Annotated in this window: 3 protein-coding genes; all 3 read left to right on the top strand. The window is 42.3% G+C overall.

What is annotated here, in order from left to right; translation table 11 throughout:
* Positions 1 to 1,270 (top strand): enoyl-CoA hydratase/isomerase family protein (locus AB685_RS28705; protein WP_047974020.1); only part of this gene is annotated, 1,270 nt, incomplete at its 5' end.
* Between the two features lie 26 nt (positions 1,271 to 1,296).
* Positions 1,297 to 2,478 carry an acetyl-CoA C-acetyltransferase gene (locus AB685_RS28700; RefSeq protein ID WP_047974019.1) on the top strand — a complete coding sequence of 394 codons (1,182 nt, stop codon included), beginning with the start codon at positions 1,297 to 1,299 and terminating at the stop codon, positions 2,476 to 2,478.
* A gap of 32 nt (positions 2,479 to 2,510) precedes the next feature.
* The coding region (locus AB685_RS28695; protein WP_047974018.1) for an acyl-CoA dehydrogenase family protein at positions 2,511 to 3,487 on the top strand (977 nt) is incomplete at its 3' end.

The raw sequence follows: 3,487 nt of genomic DNA, 5'->3' as shown, positions 1-3,487 counted from the left end.
CCTTCTGTATTCTGCTGAGAAGGTTTACGAAATTGCTAATGACATCAAAGCTGTTGATGAAGCAATGCGTTGGGGCTTTGGTTGGGAATTAGGACCATTTGAAATGTGGGATGCAATCGGAGTTACAAAGTCGGTTGAGCGTATCGAAGCTGAAGGGGAAAACGTTCCTGGTTGGGTAAGAGAGATGCTATCAACTGGAAATGAAACCTTCTATAAAGGATCAAGCTTTTATCATGAAGGTGAATACAAAGCGATTGAAACAAATCCAAAAAATATTCATTTGAAATCACTTAAGCCAGACAATGTTGTGATGAAAAATAGTGGTGCGTCGTTAATCGATATCGGTGATGATGTTGCACTACTTGAATTCCACTCGCCAAATAATTCGATTGGTCTTGATGTGATTCAAATGATTAATAAATCAATTACTGAAGTAGAGAAGAACTTTAAAGGCCTTGTCATTAGTAACCAAGGGAAGAACTTCTGTGTTGGTGCGAACTTGATGATGATCTTAATGGAAGCGCAAGATGATAACTTCTTTGAGGTTGATATGGTTGTTCGTCAGTTCCAACAAGCAATGGCAAATGTACGTTACTCAGCAAAACCAGTTGTAACGGGACCGTTTGGAATGTCTCTTGGTGGAGGAGCAGAAATTTGTCTTCCGTCTGCAAGCATTCAAGCTGCACATGAAACCTATATGGGACTAGTTGAAGTGGGTGTTGGTCTAATTCCAGGTGGTGGAGGTAACAAAGAGCTTTACCTTCGCAATTTAGAAAGTCTGCCACAAGGTGCACAGATTGACCTTCAAGCTGTTGCTAACAAAACGTTTGAAACAATTGCGATGGCAAAGGTAGCAACATCTGCTCATGAAGCAAAAGAAAATGGTTTCTTAAGCGAGCGTGACGGCATTGTTATGAACGGTGAACATGTCATTAATCGTGCAAAGCAACAAGTCATTCATTTAGAAGAATCAGGCTATCGCCCGCCAGAGCGTAAGAAGATTCCTGTTGTTGGTGAAACGGGTTACGCAACGTTATTACTTGGTGCTAAAACGATGAAATTTGGTGGCATGATTTCTGATCATGATTTAAAAATAGCTGAAAAACTTGCATTCGTATTAGCAGGTGGTCGCGTCCCTAAAGGAACGCTTGTAGATSAGCAATACTTGCTTGATTTAGAGCGTGAGGCGTTCTTAAGCCTTGTTAGTGAACCGAAATCACAACAACGGATGCAATACATGCTGACAAAAGGAAAGCCATTACGCAACTAATTCAAACAGGTAGGAGGGATTCGACAATGAGAGAAGCAGTAATCGTTGCTGGCGCACGTACGCCAGTCGGAAAAGCGAAACGTGGAACATTAGCAAACGTGAGACCAGATGATTTAGGAGCACTCACGATTAGAGAAACTTTAAGACGTGCTGAAGGATTTGATCCTGCTGCCATTGATGATGTCATTATTGGATGTTCAATGYCTGAGGCAGAGCAAGGGATGAATGTCGCTCGTAGCATCTCTGCTCTTGCAGGCCTACCAAACACAGTACCTGCGATTACGATCAACCGCTACTGTTCGTCTGGTTTGCAAAGTATCGCTTATGGGGCTGAGCGCATTATGCTTGGTCATTCAAAAGMAGTCGTTGCAGGTGGAGCAGAGTCAATGAGCATGATCCCAATGGGTGGTCATGTCATCGCACCAAACCCAACTCTTGTTGAAGAACAACCAGAGTATTACATGGGAATGGGTTATACAGCAGAAGAGGTGGCAAATCGTTTTGGCATTAGCCGTGCCGACCAAGATGCGTTTGCGGTAGAAAGTCATAAGCGTRCAGCTGCTGCGATCGAGTCTAAGCGTTTTGCTGATGAGATTGTTCCAGTTGATGTAACACTTCGTTCAGTTGGAGCTGACCATAAATTAAAAGAGAAAAAGATTGTTTTTGATACAGACGAAGGGGTTCGTACAGATACAACTCTTGAAGGTCTAGCGAAGCTTCGTCCGGCGTTCCATCCGAAAGGTTCAGTAACAGCAGGTAACTCATCGCAAATGAGTGATGGTGCCGCATCTGTTCTCTTAATGGATCGCGAGGAAGCTTTAGCTACAGGTCTTACGCCACTTCTTAAATTCCGTAGCTTTGCAGTAGCTGGGGTTGCACCAGAAATTATGGGAATTGGCCCAGTTGAGGCGATTCCAAAAGCACTTAAATTAGCAGGTCTTGATTTATCTGATATCGGGTTATTTGAATTAAATGAGGCATTTGCTTCTCAATCTCTTCAAGTGATTCGTCATTTAGAACTTGATGTTGATAAAGTCAATGTAAATGGTGGAGCGATTGCACTTGGTCACCCACTAGGTTGTTCAGGTACAAAGTTAACACTTTCTCTTATGCATGAAATGAAGCGTCGCGGTGAACAGTTTGGTGTTGTAACAATGTGTATCGGTGGCGGTATGGGTGCTGCTGGTGTGTTTGAACTAATCGGTTAATAAGAATCAACCAATTAAAAGGGGGAATTAAGATGAGTAATACAGCAGAGCGTGTTGTTAAAGGTGGTAGCTTCTTAGTAGAAGATATTGAGGCAGAAAAGGTATTTACACCTGAGGATTTCTCAGACGAGCAAATCATGATTGGCCGTACAACAGAAGAGTTTGCAGTGAAAGAAGTTTCACCGGTTCTTGAGAAGATCGAAAACCATGAATTTGAGTACACGGTGAAGCTTTTGAAGCAAGCTGGGGAGCTTGGTTTACTTGGAGCAGATGTACCTGAAGAGTATGGTGGATTAGGTCTTGATAAAATCAGCTCGTCTCTTATCTCTGAAAAGTTCGTTCGCGGTGGTGCATTTGGACTTAGCCACGGTGCTCACGTAGGGATCGGTTCACTACCAATCGTATTTTTTGGTAACCATGAGCAAAAATCACAGTATCTTCCTGACTTAGCATCAGGTGAGCGTATTGCTGCTTACGCATTAACAGAGCCAAGTTCAGGTTCAGATGCTCTTGGTGCAAAAACAACAGCTGTTCTAAACGAAGCTGGTACGCACTATGTATTAAATGGAGAGAAGCAATGGATTACGAACTCTGCATTTGCTGATGTATTTGTTGTTTATGCAAAAATTGACGGTGAGAAATTTACAGCATTTATCGTAGAAAAAGACTACGAAGGCGTATCAACTGGTCCAGAAGAAAAGAAAATGGGTATCAAAGGTTCTTCTACAAGAACATTAATTTTAGAAGATGCTCTTGTTCCTAAAGAAAATGTTTTAGGTGAGATTGGCAAAGGCCACGTCATTGCATTCAACATCCTAAATGTAGGCCGTTACAAGCTTGGAGTAGGTTGTATCGGTAGTTCAAAACGCGCACTAGAACTTGCTGCCAAATATGCAAATGAGCGTAAGCAATTTAAAACGCCAATTGCAAAGTTCTCATTGATCCAAGAGAAGCTTGCAAACATGGCAACAGCGACATTCGCTTCTGAAAGCTCTATTTACCGTACAGG

The sequence above is a fragment of the Bacillus sp. LL01 genome (genome assembly GCF_001037965.1).
Note: the sequence above shows the minus strand (reverse complement) of the source record. Positions and strands in the feature narration are given on the sequence as shown.